18 protein-coding genes and 1 pseudogene are annotated in these 18127 nt (G+C 71.4%); 10 read left to right on the forward strand and 9 right to left on the reverse strand.

The features are described from left to right. Nucleotides 1–149 precede the first annotated feature (149 nt). The 4 genes from ABZS64_RS00575 to ABZS64_RS00590 all read left to right on the forward strand — a co-directional run bounded on the left by ABZS64_RS00575 (nucleotide 150) and on the right by ABZS64_RS00590 (nucleotide 3759). On the forward strand, nucleotides 150–1076 hold the full coding sequence (locus ABZS64_RS00575; protein WP_355821544.1) for an ABC transporter ATP-binding protein: 927 nt from the start codon (nucleotides 150–152) through the stop codon (nucleotides 1074–1076). Beyond that, a complete protein-coding gene (locus ABZS64_RS00580) occupies nucleotides 1076–1792 on the forward strand; it encodes an ABC transporter permease (protein ID WP_355822077.1) in 717 nt (238 codons plus the stop codon). The genes ABZS64_RS00575 and ABZS64_RS00580 overlap by 1 nt, the downstream gene beginning before the upstream one ends. Before the next feature lie 107 nt (nucleotides 1793–1899). Then, nucleotides 1900–3042 carry a sensor histidine kinase gene (locus ABZS64_RS00585; RefSeq protein WP_355822079.1) on the forward strand — a complete coding sequence of 381 codons (1143 nt, stop codon included), beginning with the start codon at nucleotides 1900–1902 and terminating at the stop codon, nucleotides 3040–3042. A gap of 84 nt (nucleotides 3043–3126) precedes the next feature. After that, a complete protein-coding gene (locus ABZS64_RS00590; RefSeq protein WP_355822081.1) occupies nucleotides 3127–3759 on the forward strand; it encodes a response regulator transcription factor in 633 nt (210 codons plus the stop codon). A gap of 194 nt (nucleotides 3760–3953) precedes the next feature. On the opposite strand, the gene ABZS64_RS00595 is transcribed toward ABZS64_RS00590, so the two are convergent. The 3 genes from ABZS64_RS00595 to ABZS64_RS00605 all read right to left on the reverse strand — a co-directional run bounded on the left by ABZS64_RS00595 (nucleotide 3954) and on the right by ABZS64_RS00605 (nucleotide 8830). After that, nucleotides 3954–5393, reverse strand: coding sequence for a DHA2 family efflux MFS transporter permease subunit (locus tag ABZS64_RS00595; RefSeq protein WP_355822083.1), 1440 nt, complete (start codon nucleotides 5391–5393; stop codon nucleotides 3954–3956). Nucleotides 5394–5461: 68 nt separating this feature from the next. Next, entirely contained in the window at nucleotides 5462–6670 is a 1209-nt protein-coding gene (locus tag ABZS64_RS00600) for a lipid-transfer protein (protein WP_355821546.1), read from the reverse strand. Between the two features lie 9 nt (nucleotides 6671–6679). Further along, entirely contained in the window at nucleotides 6680–8830 is a 2151-nt protein-coding gene (locus tag ABZS64_RS00605; protein ID WP_355821548.1) for an acyl-CoA dehydrogenase, read from the reverse strand. A 335-nt stretch (nucleotides 8831–9165) separates the two neighbouring features. Between ABZS64_RS00605 and ABZS64_RS00610 the strand changes: the two genes are divergently transcribed. Further along, nucleotides 9166–9330 (forward strand): hypothetical protein, encoded by a 165-nt coding sequence (locus ABZS64_RS00610; RefSeq protein WP_355821550.1) that lies wholly within the window; start codon nucleotides 9166–9168, stop codon nucleotides 9328–9330. A 54-nt stretch (nucleotides 9331–9384) separates the two neighbouring features. On the opposite strand, the gene ABZS64_RS00615 is transcribed toward ABZS64_RS00610, so the two are convergent. After that, the gene (locus ABZS64_RS00615; RefSeq protein WP_355821552.1) at nucleotides 9385–9660 is read right to left on the reverse strand and encodes a DUF397 domain-containing protein; all 276 of its coding nucleotides are present in this window, start codon (nucleotides 9658–9660) and stop codon (nucleotides 9385–9387) included. Continuing rightward, nucleotides 9620–9727 (reverse strand): annotated as a pseudogene (locus ABZS64_RS00620) (XRE family transcriptional regulator); the annotation flags it as partial. The pseudogene ABZS64_RS00620 and the gene ABZS64_RS00615, both read right to left, overlap by 41 nt. A gap of 88 nt (nucleotides 9728–9815) precedes the next feature. Between ABZS64_RS00620 and ABZS64_RS00625 the strand changes: the two are divergent. The 4 genes from ABZS64_RS00625 (at nucleotide 9816) to ABZS64_RS00640 (ending at nucleotide 13724) form a co-directional block, all read left to right on the forward strand. Then, on the forward strand, nucleotides 9816–10466 hold the full coding sequence (locus ABZS64_RS00625; protein ID WP_355821554.1) for a class I SAM-dependent methyltransferase: 651 nt from the start codon (nucleotides 9816–9818) through the stop codon (nucleotides 10464–10466). Nucleotides 10467–10651: 185 nt separating this feature from the next. Further along, on the forward strand, nucleotides 10652–11614 hold the full coding sequence (locus ABZS64_RS00630; RefSeq protein ID WP_355821556.1) for an N-acetylmuramoyl-L-alanine amidase: 963 nt from the start codon (nucleotides 10652–10654) through the stop codon (nucleotides 11612–11614). A gap of 169 nt (nucleotides 11615–11783) precedes the next feature. Next, nucleotides 11784–12608, forward strand: a complete 825-nt coding sequence (locus tag ABZS64_RS00635) for a hypothetical protein (protein WP_355821558.1) — start codon at nucleotides 11784–11786, stop codon at nucleotides 12606–12608. A 105-nt stretch (nucleotides 12609–12713) separates the two neighbouring features. Beyond that, nucleotides 12714–13724 (forward strand): LLM class F420-dependent oxidoreductase, encoded by a 1011-nt coding sequence (locus tag ABZS64_RS00640; RefSeq protein WP_355821560.1) that lies wholly within the window; start codon nucleotides 12714–12716, stop codon nucleotides 13722–13724. 27 nt (nucleotides 13725–13751) lie between these two features. Here the strand turns inward: ABZS64_RS00640 and ABZS64_RS00645 are convergent, their stop codons facing one another. After that, nucleotides 13752–14288, reverse strand: a complete 537-nt coding sequence (locus ABZS64_RS00645) for a hypothetical protein (protein WP_355821562.1) — start codon at nucleotides 14286–14288, stop codon at nucleotides 13752–13754. Nucleotides 14289–14421: 133 nt separating this feature from the next. Here ABZS64_RS00645 and ABZS64_RS00650 point away from each other — a divergent pair, with 133 nt between their 5' ends. After that, a complete protein-coding gene (locus ABZS64_RS00650; protein WP_355821564.1) occupies nucleotides 14422–14712 on the forward strand; it encodes a hypothetical protein in 291 nt (96 codons plus the stop codon). A gap of 21 nt (nucleotides 14713–14733) precedes the next feature. Here ABZS64_RS00650 and ABZS64_RS00655 read toward each other — a convergent pair whose 3' ends face one another. From ABZS64_RS00655 to ABZS64_RS00665, 3 genes are all read right to left on the reverse strand, one after another. Next, complete coding sequence (locus tag ABZS64_RS00655; RefSeq protein WP_355821566.1) at nucleotides 14734–15804, reverse strand: prenyltransferase; 1071 nt, start codon at nucleotides 15802–15804, stop codon at nucleotides 14734–14736. Then, nucleotides 15801–16535: a class I SAM-dependent methyltransferase gene (locus tag ABZS64_RS00660; protein ID WP_328678432.1), complete on the reverse strand. Its 735-nt coding sequence runs from the start codon at nucleotides 16533–16535 to the stop codon at nucleotides 15801–15803. The genes ABZS64_RS00655 and ABZS64_RS00660 overlap by 4 nt, the downstream gene beginning before the upstream one ends. A 247-nt stretch (nucleotides 16536–16782) precedes the next feature. After that, nucleotides 16783–18102 carry a glycosyltransferase family 4 protein gene (locus tag ABZS64_RS00665; RefSeq protein ID WP_355821568.1) on the reverse strand — a complete coding sequence of 440 codons (1320 nt, stop codon included), beginning with the start codon at nucleotides 18100–18102 and terminating at the stop codon, nucleotides 16783–16785. Nucleotides 18103–18127 lie beyond the last annotated feature (25 nt).

The following is an 18127-nucleotide window of genomic DNA, read 5'->3' on the forward strand; positions in this document are numbered from 1 at the left end:
CCCAATACTTGTGAAGACTGCTGACGGCATGTCAGAAGCACTGGCCCACCTGCCGGGTGACCTGCTGAGCCACCCAGGACATTTGTCACTGCGGAGTCCGTACATGCGCATCTGCCGGGACCCGCCGCCCGCTCCGTAGCGTGATCCACATGACGCAGACAACAGACCGCGAGACGGCGGTGAACTTCGCCGGGGCGGCCAAAGCCTTCGGCGATGTACGCGCCGTCGACGGCATCGACCTCGGCATCCGGCGCGGCGAGACGGTCGCCCTGCTCGGCCGCAACGGCGCGGGCAAGTCCACGGCCATCAGCCTGATGCTCGGCCTGAACGAGCCCGACACCGGCCGGGTCGAGCTCTTCGGCCGGGCCCCCGAGCACGCGGTCGCCGCGGGCCGGGTCGGCGCGATGCTCCAGGACGGCCGCCCGATCCCCCGTGTGACCGTGCGCGAGGTGGTCACCTTCGTGACCCGCACCTACCCGCGACCGCTGCCGGTCGCCGAGGCGCTGGAGCTGGCCGGGCTCACCGATCTCGCGGACCGCCGCGCCGACCGGCTCTCGGGCGGCCAGGTCCAGCGCGTCCGCTTCGCCATCGCGCTGGCGGGCAATCCGGAGCTGATCATCCTGGACGAGCCGACCGCCGCCCTCGACGTCGAGGGGCGGCACGCCTTCTGGAAGTCCATGCGCGGATACGCCGCCCGCGGCAACACCGTGCTCTTCTCCACCCACTATCTGGAAGAGGCCGACGACAACGCCGACCGGATCGTCGTCGTCGACCGCGGCCGGATCGTCGCCGACGGCAGCGGCGATCAGCTCAAGCGCTCGGCCGGCGGCAATCTCGTCTCCTTCGATCTGGCGGGCCGGGGCACCGAAGGGCTCACCCTGCTCCCCGGCGTCACATCGGTGGAGGTCCGCGGCGACCGTGCCCGGCTGCGTACGGAGGACTCCGACGCGACCGTCGTCGCACTCGCCGGGCTCGGCGCGATCCGCTGCCTCGAAGTCGCCCCGGTCTCACTCGAAGACGCCTTCCTCGCCCTCACCTCGGCCTCCGACTCGCCCGAACTGGAGACAGCACGATGATCACCGCGTACGTGACCCTGGAAGTCCGCCGCACGCTGCGCGACACAGGATTCGTCGTCTTCGGCATCGCGATGCCGGTGATGATGTACCTGCTCTTCACCAACCTCGGCGAGAACGCATCCGAGTGGAAGACCGCCTCCATGGTCGGCATGGCCGCGTACGGGGCGGTCGGCGCGGCCCTGTCCACCGGCGGCGGGGTCGCCGAGGACAAGGCTCTCGGCTGGCTGCGGCAGCTGCGGATCACGCCGATGAGCCCGCGCCAGGTCGTCACCGGCCGTGCGATCACAGGCTCGGTGACCGTACTGCCCTCGATCATCGGCGTCCTCGCGGCCGGCGGTCTGCTCAACGGCGTACGGCTGGACCTCTGGCAGTGGCCGGCGCTCACCGTGCTCCTCTGGCTCGGCGCACTCCCCTTCACGCTGCTCGGGCTCGGCAACGGCTACCGGCTCTCCTCGCAGACGACGGGCGTGGTGAACATGGCCTGCAACCTGGGGCTCTCGGTGGTCGGCGGACTGTGGTTCCCGGTGGAACTGTTCCCCGGCTGGCTGCGCTCGCTGTCGCAGTACACCCCGGCCAACCGCTTCGCGGACCTGGGCTGGTCGACGACGAACGGCAGCGCTCCCGGACTGACCACGGTGGCTGTGCTGGTTGCCTGGCTGCTGGCGTTCGGCTCGTACGCGGTGATCTCATACCGTCGGGCCGCGAGGACGGCGTGACAGGAGTGATCATGCGCTGGCAGCACAAGAGCCGCACCCGCCGGACGGGCGCCTTCACATGGGAGTGGAAGGCGGACTGGCCTGGGCGCAAGGCGGAATGGCGCGCCATGGGGAACAGGCGCAAGGCGGGCGGGCGCGCTCCCGAGGAGATGGGCCCGCCCAACGGCTTCGCGCTGCTGCCGTGGCTGCTGATGGGGATGGGCGCGTTCTCCAACCTCCTCCAGGGCAAGACCCCCAACCCCTGGATCGGCGGCCTCGGTCTGCTGGTCTTCAACTCCCTCTATATCTCCGTGGTGTTCCGCGCCTTCCATAAGGAGGCGCGTGAGGCGCCCGCCACCCGCCGGCTGCTGGTGGCGATGACCGCGGTCACCTGCGGGCTCGCCATCGGCTACGGCGGCACCTGGCTGCTCTTCTTCCCGCTCCTCGGCCTGGCCGTCGGCTCGGTCGTACGAGGGCGGCGGCTCGGCCCCACCGTGCTGGGGCTGAGCGCCCTGGCCGGGGTGATCGCCGGGGTGCGGGACGGCTGGGGCGCAATCAACGTGGCGTACGGGACGTTCATCTCCGGCATGGTGACCGCCGCGATCCTCGCCCTGTCCGAGACCGTGCGGGAACTGCGGGAGACCCGGCAGGAACTGGCCCGAACCGCCGTCGAGAAGGAACGGCTGCGCTTCTCCCGCGATCTGCACGATCTGCTCGGCCACACCCTCTCGGTGATCGTGGTCAAGTCGGAGGCCGCGCGCCGCCTCGCCCCGCGCGACATGGACGCCGCGCTGGTGCAGATCACGGACATCGAGTCGGTGGGCCGCCAGGCCCTGACGGAGATCCGCGAGGCGGTGACCGGCTACCGCGAGGGCAGCCTCGCCACCGAACTCGACCGGGCCCGCTCGGCGCTCACGGCCGCGGGCATCGAACCGGTGGTGCGCCAGTCGGGCCCGCCGCTGGAACCGCAGACGGCGGCGCTGCTGGGCTGGGTGGTCCGTGAGGCGGTGACCAATGCGGTACGCCACAGTGGCGCCGCCCGGTGCGAGATCACCCTGGAGGGCACGCCGGAGCGGGTGCGCCTCACCGTCAGCGACGACGGGCGCGGCGCCGATGTGGTGCCCACCGCCGGCGGCAGCGGTCTGAAGGGGCTCACCGAGCGCCTCGCGGCCGCCGGCGGTTCCCTGGAGGCGGGTCCGTCGCCGAGGGTCGGTTTCCGGGTACGGGCCCAACTCCCCGTGGACGCACTCCAGTCGGCGCCGAGCTGCTGATCGTCCCCGCGCCGGGACCGCGTTGACCTGCTACGCCGGGCCGCCGAAACCCGCGATCCGCCATACGCTTACGCCGTGGAAGAGATGCCCCAGGATCACCGGCCCGCCAAGTCCGTACGTGTACTCCTCGCCGAGGACCAGGGCATGATGCGCGGCGCGCTCGCGCTGCTGCTCGGCCTCGAGCCCGACATCGAGGTCGTCGCCCAGGTGGGCCGGGGCGACGCCATCGTCGATGCCGCGCTCACCTCGCGGCCCGATGTGGCGCTCCTCGACATCGAACTGCCCGGCCGCAGCGGCCTGGACGCGGCCGCCGACCTGCGGGACGAGGTGCCCGACTGCCGGGTGCTGATCCTCACCACCTTCGGGCGCCCCGGCTATCTGCGCCGCGCAATGGAGGCCGGGGCGGCGGGCTTCCTCGTCAAGGACGGGCCCGTCGAGGAACTGGCCGCGGCGATCCGCAAGGTCCTCACCGGCGAGACGGTGATCGACCCGGCCCTGGCCGCTGCGGCCCTGAGCGCGGGCCCGAGTCCGCTGACGGCGCGGGAGCGGGATGTGCTGAACGCGTCGGTGGACGGGGCGACGGTCGCGGACATCGCGGGGACGCTGCATCTGTCCGAGTCGACGGTACGGAACTACCTGTCGTCGGCGATCGGCAAGACGGGCACGCGCAACCGCATGGAGGCGGTGCGCTCGGCACGCCAGCAGGGCTGGCTGTAGGCGGTGCGGGGGCGCCTGCGGCGGGCTTCACCCCACCCCGCCCTCCCCCTACGGCCTGGCGGCCGTGGGAGGTACCCCCATCCCGGCTGTGACATTTGCGGCTCCGCCGCGTGGGGCGGCAAGCCCCCAGACCCCGTACGCGCTTCGCGCGTGTCCTCAAACGCCGGACGGGCTGAAGAATTCCCCCGCGATCCCTACGCGTCCCGCCTCCCCGGCAGCCACAACAGCATCAGCACCGCCGCTCCCACCAACACACCCGCCCCCACCCGGAACGCCAGCCCGTACCCCGACGCCAGCGCCTCCGCCCCCGTGCCCCCCGCCGTGCGCGCGGCCGCGACCGTGGAGAGGATCGCGAGGCCCAGCGCGCCGCCCATCGTGCGCGAGGTGTTGATCAGGCCCGACACCAGGCCCGCGTCCCCCGGCGCCGCGCCCGACGTGGCGAGGGCGGCGAGCGGGGTGGCCGCGAGGCCGACGCCCATCATCATCAGGATGCCGGGGCCGAGGATCGCCGTGAGATACGTGCCGTCGGCGGTCATCGTCGACTGCCAGCCGAAGCCGGTCGCGGCGACGAGCGCGCCGAGGACCGCGACGTTCCGCGCACCGGCCCGCACCATCATGCGGGGCGCGAGCTTCGAGCCGACGATGACGCCGGCCGAGCTGGGGATGAGCGCGAGGCCCGCCTCGAGCGGGGTGTAGCCCAGCACGTTCTGCGCGTACACCGTCATGAAGAACCACATCGCGAAGGACGCCGAACCGCACACCAGCATGGCGGTGTTCGCCGCCGAGACGGCCCGCGAGCGGAACACCTTCAGCGGCATCAGCGGTGCCCCGGTCCGCGCCTCGACCGCCACGAAGAGGCCGAGCACCGCGAGCCCTCCGAACAGCGGCAGCAGGGTGGCGGGCGCGCTCCAGCCGGACTCCTCGGTCTGCACGATTCCGTACGCGACCGCCGCGAGGCCGCCGGTGACGAGCACCGCCCCCGGCAGGTCGAGCCTGCGCCCGTCACCGTCGCGGCTCTCGGTGAGCCAGATCGCCGCGCCGACCAGCACCAGCGCCCCCACCGGGACATTGATCAGCAGCACCCAGCGCCAGGACAGCAGGTCGGTGAGCACACCGCCGACGAGCCCCCCGGCCGCGCCGCCCGCCGCGCCCACGGCCGTCCAGGTGCCGATCGCCCGGGTCCGCGCGGGGCCCGGCGGCACGGCAGCCGTGACGATGGTGAGGGTCGCGGGCGCGAGCACCGCCGCGCCGAGCCCCTGGACGGCCCGGGCGACGAGCAGCTGCCAGCCCTCCTGCGCGAGCCCGCCCGCGGCGGACGCGGCGGTGAACAGGCCGAGCCCGACGAGGAACATCCGCTTGCGCCCGAAAATGTCCGCGGCCCGCCCGCCGAGCAGCATGAACCCGGCGAAGGCGATGGAGTACGCGTTCAGGACCCACTGCAGGCCGGTCGTGGAGAGCCCGAGGCCGGTGCGCATCGAGGGCAGAGCGACATTGACGACAGACACATCGAGCACGACGAGGAACTGTCCGGCGCACGCGGCGAGAATGACCGCCCAGGTCCGCGCGGACCGGGCGGTGGCTGTCGGTATGAGGGACTGGCGGGCGTCTGACGGGGCTTGGACCATGACCGTCATGGTCGCAGCCACCGAGTGGTCCGTACATCCGAAAATCGATGTACGCGGCAGACGCCCAGGCCCTAGGACTACCGCAGGAGGGTGACCACCGCGGCCCCGCCGAGCCCGATGTTGTGCGCGAGTCCCACTCGCGCGTCGGCAACCTGCCGCGGGCCGGCCTCGCCCCTCAACTGCCGGACGAGTTCGGCTGCCTGGGCCAGCCCGGTCGCGCCGAGCGGATGGCCCTTGGAGATCAGACCGCCGGAGGGGTTGACCACCCACCGCCCGCCGTAGGTCGTCGCCCCGCTCTCCACGAGCTTGCCCGACTCGCCGTCCGCGCACATGCCGAGCGCCTCGTATGTGAGCAGCTCGTTGATGGAGAAGCAGTCGTGCAGCTCGATGACGTCGACGTCCTCGATGCCGAGCCCGGAGGTTTCGAAGACCTGCCGCCCGGCGGCCCGTGACATCGGCTTGCCGACGACGTCGATGCAGGACCCGGAGGCGAAGGACTCCTCGGTGTCGGTGGTCATGGACTGGGCGGCGATCTCCACGGCCCTGTCGTGCAGACCGTGCCGGACGACGAAGCGCTCGGACACGACGACGGCCGCGGCCGAGCCGTCGGAGGTCGGTGAGCACTGGAGCTTGGTCAACGGCCGGTGGATGGTCTTCGCGGCGAGGATCTCGTCGACCGAGTACACGTCCTGGAACTGAGCGTCGGGGTTGTTCGCCGAGTGCCGGTGGTTCTTGGCGCCGACGGCGGCGAGCTGCGCCTCGGTGGTGCCGTAGCGCTCCATGTGCTCGCGGGCGGCGTTGCCGAAGATCTGGGCGGTGGGCGGACTCATCTCGAAGCCGTGCGCGGCCGCCATGACCCCGTAGTGACGGGCGACGGGAGACGTTTTGCCCCCGACATCAGCGGCTCCGCCGCGGGCGCCGCCGTCGGCGCCCGCGCCCAGCGCCCCGCGCGTCATCTTCTCGAAGCCGAGCGCCAGTACGCAGTCGCTGATGCCGCCCTCGACGAACTGCCGCGCCATCATCAGCGCCGTCGAGCCGGTCGCGCAGTTGTTGTTGACGTTGTAGACGGGCACCCCGGTCAGGCCGAGTTCGTACGCGGCGCGCTGGCCCGCCGTCGAGGCCTGGAAGCAGTACCCGACGGGCACCTGCTCGACGAGGTCGTACAGGATCCCCGCGTCGGCAAGCGCCTGCGTCCCCGCCTCCTTCGCCATGTCCCAGTACTGCCAGTCCCGCGTCTCGGGCTTCTCGAACTTCGTCGTACCGACCCCGACGATGTACGCCTTCATGTCTTCCTCTCAGTCCCTGGGCAGGCCGAGGATGCGCTCGGCGACGACATTGAGCTGTACCTGCGTGGTGCCGCCCGCGATGGTCAGGCAGCGCGACATGAGAAAGCCGTGCACGGCCCGCGCGCCTGCTCCTTCGCACAACGCGCCCTCCGCCCCGAGCAGTTCGAGGGCCAGCTCGGCGGTCTTCTGCTGGTGCACGGTCTGGACGAGCTTGCGTACGGACGCACCCGCGCCCGGTTCGAGCCCGGACACCTGTCGCATCGTGGTCCGCAGGCCGATGCAGGCGAGGGCGTGCGCCTCGGCGGCCAGCGCCCCGATCCGCACCCGGTCCGCGCCGTCCAGGCCGGTCGCCCGCGCGAGCAGCGCCTCAAGGCCCGTGTCGAAGGTCAACTGGTCGGCCATGTGGACGCGTTCGTTGCCGAGAGTGTTGCGGGCGACCTTCCAGCCTTCGCCGATCTGCCCAACGACGGCGTCGCCGGGCAGCAGCGCACCGTCGAAGTAGACCTCGTTGAACAGGGCGTCGCCGGTGATCTCCTTCAGCGGCCGGATGTCGATTCCGTCCGTCCGCTTCATGTCGACCACGAAGTAGGTGAGCCCTTTGTGCTTGGGCGCGTCGGGGTCGGTCCGGGCGAGCAGGATGCCGTAGTCGGCCTGCTGGGCGGAGCTCGTCCACACCTTCTGGCCGCTGATGAGCCAGCCGTCCCCGGTCTTCTCGGCCCTGGTGCGCAGACTCGCCAGGTCCGATCCGGCGCCCGGCTCGGAGAACAGCTGGCACCAGCGCAGATCGCCGCGCAGGGTCGGCCGCAGGTATCGCTCCTGCTGGGCGGGCGTCCCGTACGCGATGAGCGACGGCACCACCCAGGTCGCGATGCCGAGATCGCTCACCTGCACCCCGGCGGCCGTCAACTCCTCCTGTACGACGAGCTGCTGGACCGCTCCCGCGCCCAGGCCGTACGGCTCCGGCAGATGCGGGGCGGCATACCCGGTGGGTGCGAGCTCTCGGCGTACGGCGGCCGGGTCGAGCCCTCGTACGCTCATCGCCGCCGCCCGGGCGGGTCCCCGGTAGGCCGCGGCCTCGGTCGGCAGCTCCAGCCTCAGCTCCCGCCGCGCCCCGCCCGCCGCGAGCCGGACCGCCCGCAGCCGGTGGCTGTCGCCGGGTCCCAGGAGCTGGCGCGCGACAAGGGCCCGGCGCAGATACAGGTGCGCGTCGTGCTCCCACGTGAAGCCGATCCCGCCGAGCACCTGGATGCAGTCCTTGGCGCAGGAGTACGCGGCGTCCAGCGCGACGCCCGCCGCCAGCGCGGCCGCGAGTCCGCGCACCTCGGCGCTCTCGTCCACCGCGCGTGTCGCGTCCCATGTCAGTGCGCGCGCCTGCTCGACGCGCACCAGCATGTCGGCGCACAGATGCTTGACCGCCTGGAACTGCCCGATGGGCCGCCCGAACTGCTCGCGCACCTTCGCGTACTCGGCTGCGGTGTTCAGCGCCCAGGATGCGGTCCCGCACGCCTCGGCCGCGTACAGCACGCAGGCGAGGTCCCGTACGAGCGCGGTGTCGATGTCCAGTACGCGGCCCCGGGGCACGGTCACACCGTGCGCGGTCACCTCGGCGGTGGGCCGGGTCGGGTCGGCGCTCTCGTGCACTCGGACGGTGAGCTCGTCCGCGTCCACCGCGATCCAGCCGGTCCCGGTTTCGAGTACGAGCAGATCGGCCTGCCCGGCGCCGAGCACGGGCGGCGCGGTGCCGTCGAGCCGGTAGCCGTCCTGGGTCTCGGTGACGGCGAGCGTCCCTGGGCCGAGCGCGACGGCCCCGATGCGCTCCCCGCCGGCGAGTGCGCTCGCCAGGTCCCCCCGGCCGGCCCGTGCCAGCACGGCGGATGCGAGGACGCTGGGCAGATACGGCCCCGGCAGCGCGGCCCTCCCCGTCTCCTCCAGCACGACGGCGAGGTCGGGCACCGTCCCGCCCCCGCCGCGCTGCTCTTCGGCGAGGTGGACGCCGAGCAGCCCCTGTTCGGCCGCACCGTCCCAGTAGCCGGGCCGCCCGGTCCCGTCGCCGGGCGCGTCGAGCAGCTTCCGCACGGCCTCGGGCGGTACGGCCCGCGCCAGCCAGCCGCGTACGGCCTGAGCCAACTCCCGTTGCTCGTGCGTGATTCCGATGCCCATGAGCCCAAGACTAGAACACGTTTCAATCTGACGGTAGGTCAGATACTGGCTGAAGGATCGATACAGCTACACCCGTTCGAGTGGGTGGCACATCACGTGACGTCCACAGGGGAAGCGGACAGAGGGTCCGAAGCCCACACACGAATGGACGCTCATGCGACTTCGCAAGACCGTGGCCGCCGCCGTCGGCGCCCTCGCGCTCGCACTGCCTGCCCGCCTCCTCGGCCAGTGCCGCCACAGGGGAGTTCAACTACACCTACCTTGATGAGGACGGCGAACTGCAGACCACCACATTCGGCGACCCGGAGAGCGGGGCGTGCATCACCCTGCCGGAGGTGGCGGACGACGAGGTCCCGCCCGCCCAGGCGCCCAAGAACCGCACGGACGCGACCGCAACCGTCTTCCTCGACGCGTACTGCGACGGCGGCGTCTACTACACCCTCCGGCCCGGCGGTGGTGCCGGCGATCGGCTCAAGCTGCGCTCGGTGGTCTTCTCCTGAGCGCTGCTGCTGTCCATTCCGCCCCGGTACGAGCCAGAACCGGGGCGGAGCTTGTCAGAGACCGCCGTGGGCGGCAGCAGCGACGAATGCCGCGAAGGCGGCCGGGGTGACGGCGAAGGCGGGGCCGTCGGGGTTTTTGGAGTCACGGACGGCGATACGGCAGGGCTGGGCGGCGACCTCGACGCAGTCGCCGCCGGTGTCGCCGCTGTAGGACGACTTACGCCAGTCGGTGGCGCCGAGGGGGGCGCACTCGATGCACTGGCCGCCGGTGTCGCCGCTGTACGACGACTTACGCCACCGCGCGCCCGTCAGGTCCTGGTTCGTGGCCATAACGCTCCTCCATTACGCGGGCGATCAGTGCCGCCGAATCCTCCACGGGGAGCGCGGCGGCCTGCAACCGGCACCCGGCGGCAAGACGATGTGGTTCGAGTGCGACGCGTGAGGCACGATGGGCGGCCGGACACCCCGTACGACCTGGAGGAACCATGGCCGCCGCGCCCAAGCCGGAGACCCTCGCCGCCTTCGAGGCCGCCAAGGGCTTCATGCCTGTACGGGAGGGTCTCGCCCTGTACGCCGCCGCGACGGAGGCGGGCGCGCTCGGTCTGCCGCTCCTTGAGGTCGGCACGTACTGCGGGCGTTCGACGATCCTGCTCGCCGACGCCGCGCGTGAGGCGGGCACGACGGCCGTCACGGTCGACCACCACCGGGGCAGCGAGGAGCAGCAGCCGGGCTGGGACTACCACGACGAGACCGTGGTCGACCCGGAGGTGGGCAGGATGGACACCCTGCCGACCTTCCGCCGCACCCTGCACAAGGCCGGCCTGGAGGACCACGTCATTGCGGTCGTCGGCCGGTCACCACAGGTCGCGAAGGTGTGGGGTACGTCACTCGGACTTGTCTTCATCGACGGCGGCCACACCGACGAGCACGCGGGCGGGGACTACGAGGGCTGGGCGCCGCATGTTGCCGACGGCGGCCTGCTGGTGATCCACGACGTGTTCCCGGACCCGGTCGACGAGTGGACCGGCCAGGCCCCGTACCGCGTGTACCTGCGGGCACTGGCGTCCGGCGCGTTCACCGAGGTCTCCGCGACGGACTCCCTGCGCGTCCTGCGCCGTACGGGAACGGGGATCTGAGCGGCCCAGCTAGGTCCTGTCCGGTCGATCAGGCCGGATCAGTGAGCGGGGTCTGGCGTGGTGCATCGCAAGGCGGAGGAAGGAGCCGACGCGGAGCGTCGGCGACTGACGACAACGCAGCGAGGTGCCGTGCCAGGGCACGCGAACCCGGCAAGACCGGCCGGACAGGGCCTAGCATCGCGAGGGTGTCGTACGACGAGAACGAGCCCTCCGCCCGGCCGCGCCGCATCGGTCGCGGCAATCTCACCATCGCGATCGCCGCGCTGGTGCCGACCGCGCTGGCGGGGTGGCTGGTCTGGCAGACGATGAGCGGCCCGGACGAGAACGAGCCGCCGAAGGTGCTGCCGCTGCCGAGCGGGCAGACCACGGCGGGCAAGCCGGGCGCGACGGCCTCCGGGCCTGCGTCCTCCCCCGGCACCTCGCCGTCGACGTCGCCCGCGAAGTCTCCCTCGGCGGGGAAGAACAGCGGGGCGAGGCCGCTGGCCGGGAAGGTCGTGGTCGTCGACCCCGGGCACAACCCCGGCAATTTCAAGCACACGAGCGAGATCAACAAACTCGTGGATATCGGAACCAATCGCAAGGAATGCGACACGACGGGCACGGCGACCGCCGACGGTTACACCGAGGCCGAATTCACCCGCGATGTTTCACAACGTCTTCGCACGCTCCTGGAAAAGCAGGGCGCAACGGTCACATTCACCCATGACAACGACCGGGCGTTCGGTCCGTGCGTCGACGAGCGGGCCAGGATCGGCAACAAGGCCGGAGCCGACGCCATCATCTCCATCCACGCGGACGGCGCGGCAGTCGGCGACCGAGGCTTCCATGTCATCCTTCCCGCCCTGGTCAAGGCAGGTGCGGCGGACACCACGAAAATCGTCGGCCCCTCGCGTGAACTGGGCGAGCGCATCGCCGGACGCTTCGTGTACTCGACCGGCAGCGCACCCTCCAACTACGTCGGCGACGGAACCGGGTTGGACGTACGCAAGGATCTGGGCGGCCTGAATCTGTCCACCGTGCCCAAGGTGTTCATCGAATGCGGCAATATGCGTGACCCGCTGGACGCTGCCCTGCTGAAAAACTCGGCCTGGCGCCAACAAGCCGCGCAGGGAATGGCGGACGGCATCACCGGCTACCTCGTGGGGTAACACCAGCCACCTCGTGCGGTAACTGCGATACCCGGCAGACGGCCGGATCGGGCAGACGATAGATTCACCTCTACGATGGGGAGTCACCCCCGAGCTCCGCGCCGTGCACACCGCCGCACCGGCGGCAGCGACGACCGCCCCGATGAGACGACCGACGAAGGACTTTTACGTGAACATCCGCTCCCTCACTCGAGGCGATGGCGTGGTGATCGGAGCAGCGGTGTTGCTGTTCATCGCCTCGTTCCTCGACACGTTCGACTGCTCCGGTTCCAACTGCGGCGACGTGCCGACCGCCTGGGACAACGGGTCCCTGCTCCTGGGTGTCTACTTGGCGGGCATCATCGGCGCGGCACTGATCGTCACCTCCCGTGCGCTGCCGCAGCCGCCGAAGGTCATCGGTCTCGACCTCGGCCAGCTCGGTGTCGCCTTCACCCTCTTCACGGCCTGGAGCTCGCTCGGCGCGATCTTCGACCCGGCGGGCTCCCTGGACGTCGGCAGCAGCGTCGACGCGGGCACCGGCCTCATCCTCGGCTTCATCGCGGCGCTCGCGCTCGCGGCGGGTGCGGTCTGCTCGCTGCTCGTCCCGGCCTTCAAGGCTCCGCTCGTCGGCGCCCCCAAGCCCGCCGCGGCCCCGTACGGCGCGCAGCCGGGCGTCCCCGGCGGCTACGGCTACCCGGGCGCCCAGCAGCAGCCCTACGGTGCGCAGCCGGGTCAGCCCCAGCCGTACGGCGCCCAGCCGCAGCCGGGTCAGCAGCAGCCGGCCCCGGCCGCGCCGCAGCAGGCCGGCGGTCCGGCCGACTTCACGCCGTTCTGGTTCGCGGTGCCGGTGGCCCGTCCGCTGTTCGGCGAGGACGGTGCGCCGACCCCGATCGCCGAGCTCGCGCCCGGCACCTGGTACCTCGCTGTCGAGCAGCGCGGTCCTGGCCTGGTGGCCCAGACGCAGGACGGCCGTCGTGGTGTCCTGCAGGACACGAGCGGCATCCAGCGCGGCTGACGCACTGAGTACCGCGGCCCCTCGCCCTTCCGGGCGGGGGGCCGTTGTCGTACAGTCGCTTGCCTGACTGACGCACCGTCAGAAACGTACTGGAGGGGACCTGGTATGCGACTCGGACTCGCCCTCGGCTACTGGGGCCGCGGCCCGGACCCCGCCCACTTGGAGCTCGCCCGCGAGGCCGAGCGCCTCGGCTACGACTCCGTATGGACGGCGGAGGCCTGGGGCTCCGACGCCTTCACCCCGCTCACCTGGATCGCTGCGCACACCTCCCGGATCCGCCTCGGCACGGCGGTCGCGCAGATGGCCGCCCGTACGCCGACGGCCACCGCCATGCACGCGCTCACCCTCGACCATCTCTCCGGCGGCCGGATGATGCTCGGGCTCGGTCTTTCGGGACCGCAGGTGGTGGAGGGGTGGTACGGACGCCCGTTCCCGAAGAGCCCGCTCACAGCGACGCGTGAGTACGTCGACGTCATCCGCCAAGTCCTCAGGCGGGAGGCCCCCGTTGAGCTGGCGGGCCGCTACCACTCCCATCCGTACCGCGGCGACGACGCCACCGGCATCGGCAAACCACTCAAGCCGATCACGCATCCCCTGCGCGCCTCGCTGCCGCTGCTGCTGGGCGCGGAGGGCCCGAAGAACATCGCCCAGACGACGCGCATCGCCGACGGCTGGCTCCCGCTGTACTGGTCCCCGCTGCGGACCGATGTGTACGAGGCGTCGCTGACCGGATTGCGCGAGGGCTTCCTGATCGCCCCGATGGCCCGCGCCAAGGTCTGCGACGACGTCGCCGAAGGGCTGCTGCCGGTCAAGGCGATGCTCGGCTTCTACATCGGCGGCATGGGGCATGCGGCCCGTAACTTCCACGCTGACCTGATGGCGAGGATGGGATACGAGTCGGAGGCCAGGCACATCCAGCAACTGTTCGCCGAAGGCCGCCGCGAGGAAGCGGTGCTGGCGGTGCCCGACGCCTTCGCCGACGAGATTTCACTGGTCGGGCCGCGCGGGCGGATCGCGGAACGGCTGGAGTTGTGGCGCAAGGGCCCGGTCACGGACCTGCTGGTGACGGCGCCGGACCCGCACACGCTGCGCGTACTGGCGGAGCTCAACTCCTAGCCTCAACTCCTAGCCTCAACTCGAAGGCTAGCCGCCCAGTTGGGACGTGCTCGGCACCTTGTCGGTGACCACGGCGCCCGCGCTCTTGCCCGCGTCCTTCACGTTGGTGATGACGTCCTCGAAAGCGCCGACGTCGGCGGCGCTCGCGTCGCCCTTGCGGAGTTTCGTACCGAGGCTCTTCAGCGACTCGATACCCGCGGTGAGCGGGGCGACCGCCTTGGAGAGCAGCGGGTCGCCCTTGGCGTTGTTCACGGCCGCCTTGAGCCTGTTGTACGCGAACGTCCCCGCAAGCCCCGCCTTCACCAGGGCGAACGTCCGGCCGTCCGCGCCCTTCTTGAACTTGCCTGCGCGGTACGGCTTCACGATCCACTGGTACGTCGCCCCGGCGGCGAGACCCGCGTTGGCGACGAACCTGGTCTTGGCGAACTTCTGCGCCTGCGCGGAGCCGGTCGGGGTCGCGGCCGAACTGCTGCTGTCGTTTCCGCAGGCCACGGCCCCGCCGAGCAGAGCGCAGCACATCAGCAGCGCGATCAGGGCGCGGCGTATCGGACCGGAACCGGACATGGCAGACCTCCCTGATACATGTGGCGCCAGCCTCGCCCGGGGCGGGGCGTTGCGCCACTCGGGCGAGCCCGAACGGGTGACGCAGGTCCGCCGGTCCTGGTTTCACAGGCTCACAATCGGCAACCCGATGCGTATGAGCCCAAGTCATCGCAACGGAACGCAGCAGGCCGCGAAGGTCATCACGATCGTGGCCGATGTCATGGCCGTCATCCTCGGCCTCTGGATCCTGATGTACCTGCTCGACGCCAACCGCGCCAACGACCTGGTGGGTTTCATCCAGGACGCGGCCCGCTGGCTGGCCGGCTGGTCCTACGACCTGTTCACGTTCGACGAGGCGTGGGCGAGGGTGGTGGCCGGGTACGGCCTGGCGGCGGTGGTGTATTTGGTGGTGGGGCACGGGGTGGCGGGCCGGTTGCGCAGGTAGTGGGGTTGCCGCTGCGCAGCCCTAGCAGCAGTCCGGCGTCAGCCCCCGCGGCAACCGCTCCCCGCCGAACACCGCAACCGTCGCCTCGTCGCCCCCGAGGGCCGCCACCGCCAGCAGCAACGCCCCCGCAGTCCACGTCGTGACCTCCTCCGGCCACACCGCCCTGTTCCCCTTGAACACGTACCCCGTCCAGTACATGCCCCCGTCCGCGCGCAGATGCTGCACGGACTGCAGGATCTCCAGCGCCCGGTCGGACTCCCCCATCACCCACAGCGCCAGCGCGAGTTCACAGCTCTCGCCACCCGTCACCCAGGGATTGGGCAGCACACACCGCACCCCGAGCCCGGGCACCACGAAGTCGTCCCAGAGCTCTTCGATCCGCGCCTTCGCCTCGGGACCGGAGAGCGCACCACCGAGAACCGGGTAGTACCAGTCCATCGAGTACCGGCTCTTGTCGAGGAAGCGCTCCGGGTGCCTGCGGATCGCATGCGCCAGGGCCCCTGCCGCCAACTCCCAGTCCGGCTGCGGCTCTTCACGCTCCTCGGCGATCGCCAGCGCGCACCGCAGCGCCTGGTGCACCGACGAACTGCCCGTCAGCAGCGCGTCGTTGACCGGGGTCCCGTCCGCCTCGCGCTTCCAGCCGATCTGGCCGCCGGGCTGCTGCAGCCCCAGTACGAACTCGATCGCCGCGAACACGGCAGGCCACATCCGGTCGAGGAACACCTCGTCACCGGTGGCCAGATAGTGGTGCCAGACGCCGACGGCGATGTACGCGCAGAAGTTGCTCTCGCGGCCACGGTCGGTGGGCCGGTCCGCCTCGCCGTCGTGGTATGCCGCGTACCAGGACCCGTCCGGGTTCTGGTTCCGCAGCAGCCACTCGTACGCACGGGCCGCGGCCTCGTGCTCACCGGCCGCGTCCAGCGCCATGGCCGCCTCGGTGTGGTCCCACGGGTCGAGGTGGTGCCCCCGGAACCAGGGGATCGCACCATCCTCGCGCTGCACCGCGCGTATGCCGGCGACGGTCTCGGCGGCCTGCTCGGCGGTGAGCACCCCGGGCAGGACAAGGTGTTCCGTTCGCCCGGGAGACGTCACTTGGCAGCCACCGCGGGCAGATGCGGCTTGGTCGCGTACGCCACGAAGCTCTTGCCGACGACCGGGTTGAGCGCCTGCTCCGCGAGCCGGGTGACCAGGGGCTTCTTCATGATGTCCCAGACCAGCAGCTTGTGGTACGCGCGGACGGGCAGGGCCTTGTCGTTGTCCACGCCGAAGGCGCACTTGAGCCACCAGTACGGCGAGTGCAGCGCGTGCGCGTGGTGCGTGCCGTACGGCTTGAGACCGGCTTCCTTCATCTTGCCGAGCAGCTCGTCGGCCTTGTAGATGCGGATATGGCCGCCCTCGACCTCGTGGTACGCGTCGCTGAGCGCCCAGCAGATCTTCTCGGGCCCGTAGCGGGGCACGGTGACGGCGATGCGTCCGCCGGGCTTGAGCACCCGGACCATCTCGGCGAGTACGCCCTTGTCGTCGGGGATGTGCTCCATGACCTCGGAGATGATCACGACGTCGAAGGACTCGTCCGGGAAGGGCAGATTGAGGGCGTCGCCCTCCATGGCGGTGGCGGTGGCACCCTCGGGGGCCTCACCGGCCTCCTTCATGGCGGCGAACCACTTGGCGACCTCGCGGATCTCCTCGCCGTTCTGGTCGAGGGCCACGACCTGGGCGCCGCGCCGGTAGCACTCGAACGCGTGCCGCCCGGCGCCACAGCCGAGATCGAGCACGCGGTCGCCTGCGGCGAGCGGGAAGCGGGAGAAGTCGACGGTCAGCACGTGGACCTGCTTTCGCGGTCGGGGGCGGTTCGAGTTGCGGGGGCCGCGGCCGAGCACGCCCGGGGCTTGCGGCCCACATCCGTGGCCGCGGAGGGGCCGGGATACGGGGCCGCGGAGCGGGCAACGCCGACGGGGCGCCGGGCACCTGCTCGGGCCGTGGGCCTCCGGCCCACCTCGGTGGCCGCGGAGCGGCCGGGAAGCGTGACCGCGGAGCGGCCGGGAAGCGTGACCGCGGAGCGGGCAAAGGTCACCGAGCGACCCCCCGCACCGAACGGCCCCGCGCCGCGATCGCCTCGCGGTACAGCTCCGCCGTGCCCTGCGCGGCCCTCGCCCAGGTGAAGCGCGCCAGTACCCGCTCCCGGCCCGCCGCCCCCAGCCGGGACCGCAGTTCGGGATCACCGAGCAGCCGCCCGAGAGCGGCCGCGAGCGCACCCGCGTCGCCCGGCGGCACGGCGAGGCAGGTCTCCCCGTCCGGCCCGGAGACCTCCGGGATCGCGCCCCCGGTCGTGGCGACGAGCGGCGTCCCCGTCGCCATCGCCTCGGCGGCGGGCAGCGAGAAGCCCTCGTACAGCGATGGCACGCACGCGATCTGAGCGCTGCGTACGAGATCGACGAGCTCGGCGTCCGTGATGCCCTTGACGAACCGGACCGCGTCCTTCAGCCCGTACCGCTCGATGAGCTGCGCGACCGGCCCGTCCTCCGCCCGCTTGCCGACGACGACGAGGTGCGCGGCCGGGTTCTCCGTACGGAGCTTCGCGAGCGCCTCGACCAGGTGCACGAGGCCCTTCAGCGGGACGTCCGCGCTGGAGGTGGTGACGATGCGCCCCGGCACTTCCGCCACCGCCGGATTCGGCGAGAAGAGATCGGTGTCGGCCCCGATGTGGACGACCTGGATGCGCTCCGGCCGTACACCGAGGTGGTCGACGATCTCCTGCTGTGAGGAGCCGGAGACGGTGAGTACGGACGGCAGCCGCCGCGCGACCCGCTTCTGCATCCGCGTGAAGCCGTACCAACGCCGTACGGAGGCCCGCCGCTTCCAGCCCTCCGCGGCGTCCAGTTCCAGCTGCCGGTCGACGGTGATGGGGTGGTGGATCGTGGTGACCAGGGGCGCACCGAGGTCGCCGAGCAGCCCGTACCCCAGGGTCTGGTTGTCGTGGATGACGTCGAACTCGCCGCGCCGCGCGGCCAGATGACGCCGCGCACGCAGCGAGAAGGTCAGCGGCTCGGGAAAGCCCCCGGTCCACATCGTCGCGACTTCGAGGCCGTCGATCCAGTCGCGGTACTCGCCGCGCCTGGGCGTGCGGAAGGGGTCCGGGCTGCGGTACAGGTCGAGGCTGGCCAGCTCGGTGAGCGGCACGCCCTCGTCCAGTACGGGATAGGGCTGTGCGCCGATCACTTCGACACTGTGCCCGAGGCGGGCGAGTTCACGCGAGAGGTGGCGTACGTAGACGCCCTGACCGCCGCAGAAGGGGTTGCCCTTGTAGGTGAGGAGCGCGATGCGCAGCGGCTCGTCACCGCCGCCGGACCGACCCGTACGAGGGCCGGCCTCTATGGCCTCAGCGGTCACTCACGGCCCCCTTCTCACTGCGTTT

The organism is Streptomyces sp. NPDC005408 (genome assembly GCF_040606445.1).
Taxonomy (GTDB): domain Bacteria; phylum Actinomycetota; class Actinomycetes; order Streptomycetales; family Streptomycetaceae; genus Streptomyces.

Bases quoted from the DNA above. Each gene is read 5' to 3' on its own strand.
- ABZS64_RS00625 (WP_355821554.1), top strand. From the start codon at position 9,816: ATGGCCGCCGCGCCCAAGCCGGAGACCCTCGCCGCCTTCGAGGCCGCC.
- ABZS64_RS00645 (WP_355821562.1), bottom strand. From the start codon at position 14,288: ATGTCCGGTTCCGGTCCGATACGCCGCGCCCTGATCGCGCTGCTGATG.
- ABZS64_RS00640 (WP_355821560.1), top strand. From the start codon at position 12,714: ATGCGACTCGGACTCGCCCTCGGCTACTGGGGCCGCGGCCCGGACCCC.
- ABZS64_RS00590 (WP_355822081.1), top strand. From the start codon at position 3,127: ATGCCCCAGGATCACCGGCCCGCCAAGTCCGTACGTGTACTCCTCGCC.
- ABZS64_RS00575 (WP_355821544.1), top strand. From the start codon at position 150: ATGACGCAGACAACAGACCGCGAGACGGCGGTGAACTTCGCCGGGGCG.
- ABZS64_RS00600 (WP_355821546.1), bottom strand. From the start codon at position 6,670: ATGAAGGCGTACATCGTCGGGGTCGGTACGACGAAGTTCGAGAAGCCC.
- ABZS64_RS00585 (WP_355822079.1), top strand. From the start codon at position 1,900: ATGGGGAACAGGCGCAAGGCGGGCGGGCGCGCTCCCGAGGAGATGGGC.
- ABZS64_RS00595 (WP_355822083.1), bottom strand. From the start codon at position 5,393: ATGACGGTCATGGTCCAAGCCCCGTCAGACGCCCGCCAGTCCCTCATA.
- ABZS64_RS00605 (WP_355821548.1), bottom strand. From the start codon at position 8,830: ATGGGCATCGGAATCACGCACGAGCAACGGGAGTTGGCTCAGGCCGTA.
- ABZS64_RS00615 (WP_355821552.1), bottom strand. From the start codon at position 9,660: ATGGCCACGAACCAGGACCTGACGGGCGCGCGGTGGCGTAAGTCGTCG.
- ABZS64_RS00650 (WP_355821564.1), top strand. From the start codon at position 14,422: ATGAGCCCAAGTCATCGCAACGGAACGCAGCAGGCCGCGAAGGTCATC.